This window comes from Brevibacterium casei CIP 102111 (genome assembly GCF_900169275.1).
GTDB classification, from domain to species: domain Bacteria; phylum Actinomycetota; class Actinomycetes; order Actinomycetales; family Brevibacteriaceae; genus Brevibacterium; species Brevibacterium casei.
In genome coordinates, this window is the sequence record NZ_FXZC01000017.1 from 1 (window position 1) to 2098 (window position 2098).

Consider the following 2098-nt stretch of genomic DNA (forward strand, 5'->3'; position numbering starts at 1 on the left):
CTCGCTGCTGGTGCGGGACTGCTGCTCGTCGGTGGTGCTGCTGTGGTGCTGACGATGCGTCGGGTGAAGAAGAACTGAGTTCTCTGACAGTCACCATGTGACTGTGTGAGATCTCGCGAGGGGCGTTTCCTGTGGTGACACAGGAAACGCCCTTTGCGCGTGGTCGAGACCGCTGTCAAGGGTGCTTGTGCCCTGGATTTGCGCCGATCTCAGAGGGTGAGTTGTTTCGTTCATTTAGTTCACAGGCAGGAAGCCTGATTCTTGGTGGATGCTGGGCGCGGACCGTAACCTGTTTGTGACTAAGGTCATCACTTCGTGACATTAGCAACTCCCCTGAGAAGAGAGACGGAAAGTATGCAGAAGAAGCTCGTGCAGAGCTCGCTCGCTTTGACAGCTGCTACGGCGCTTGGTCTGGGCAGCGCGTTCTTCGCCTCGCCCGCGATGGCGGACGGCCCGCAGAAGATCGACGTGCAGAGCGACAAGCAGGTCGAGAAGGCTCTGGCAGAGATCGATCCCGGCAACGTCAACGCCTACGGTGTGAAGAATGGGAAGCTCAACCTCGGCGTCGAGAAGAAGACCGACGAAATCAAGGACCTCGAGAAGAGGTTCGACAATGTCGACGTTATCGAAGGCGTCGGCGAGCTCAAGCCCTACGCGGCCAACGACATCGTCGGTGGAGCGGGCTACCTCGTGACGTCTCCCTCCGGCGGTGGAGCCTGCTCGACCGGCTTCTCCGGCTGGGACGGGGCGGGAAACCCGATCGTCCTCACCGCGGGACACTGTGCGAAGGACTACAACGAGGACACCGGTGTCATTTCGGGGCCGTCCACGGTCGACCAGACTGAGCAGCCGTCGACAGCTCCTGCTGCCGGGGGCGACGGATTCAATCGATCCGGACTCGGTGTCATCGGCACCTGGGGATTCTCGAGCTACGGCAGTGGCGACTACCTGGTCGGTGATGACCCGAACGGCTGGCCGCAGCCGAAGTCCACTGACATCGACTTCGCTGTCATCAATGTCGACGAGACCAAGTACGGCGTCAAGAACGGCGTGACCGATTGGACGAGCGCGTCGACCAACGATCTGTCGACGAAACTCGCGACTGATATCAAGCAGGTCGGCTCTGAGCAGCCTGGCACCGTGCAGAAGTCCGGTCGCACTACCGGAGTCACCGAAGGCGAAGTCTGGACTGAATACAACGAGGCGTTCGACTACGCGAACATCGGCGGATACTGGGTCCACGGATTCGGCGTCCGGTCGGACGTCGATGACCCGTTCTCGCAGCCCGGTGACTCGGGCGGCGCCGTCTTCCAGGGAGACACCGCCGTCGGCGTGATCTCGGGTGGCGGACCTGCTGAGTCGAATGGAACTACGTTCCAGTTCGGCTGGGTCGCCGACCTCGACTACTCTCTCCAGCAGTCCGGCACCGACTTCCGTCTCACCCCGCCGGACAACGGTGGTGACGACGATGCGAACGCTGATGCAGGTGCCGATGGTGCCGACAGCGACGCCGGTGCCGACGGCGCTGGTGCCAACGCTGATGCGGGTGCCGATGGCGCGGACAGCGACGCGGGTGCTGATGGCGCTGGTGCCAACGCTGACGCGGGTGCCGATGGCGCGGACAGCGACGCGGGTGCTGATGGCGCTGGTGCCAACGCTGACGCGGGTGCCGATGGTGCCGACGCGGATGCCTCCGACGATGGCAACCCTGAGAAGCCGGAAGCGCCGAAGGCCGAGAACCAGACGATCAAGCCCAACGGGCAGGTCACCGGTACCGCGGCACCGAACGCTGAGGTCAAGGTGACCTGGAAGCCCAAGGCCGGCACCCAGAAGGCCGTCAAGGCTCAGGGAGCTCCGCAGGGTAACGCGACCGTTCCGACGGATGCTGAAGGCAACTTCACGATCGAAGGACCTGAGGCCGAGGGCGACTACGAATACACCGCTCAGACTGTCGTCGACAACCAGGAATCGGACGTCACATCGTTCACTGTGACGGTCCAGGCCGCGGATGATGCGACTGCTGACGCCGCCGCTGAAGGCGACGACGCGAACGCTGATGCTGCCGCTGAGGGCGACGACTCGAACGCGAACGCTGACG

1 protein-coding gene is annotated in these 2098 nt (G+C 63.0%); it reads left to right on the forward strand.

Annotated elements, in window-relative coordinates; all coding sequences use genetic code 11:
- Positions 1 to 354 precede the first annotated feature (354 nt).
- Positions 355 to 2098 (forward strand): S1 family peptidase (locus BC102111_RS17455; protein ID WP_101624980.1); only part of this gene is annotated, 1744 nt, incomplete at its 3' end.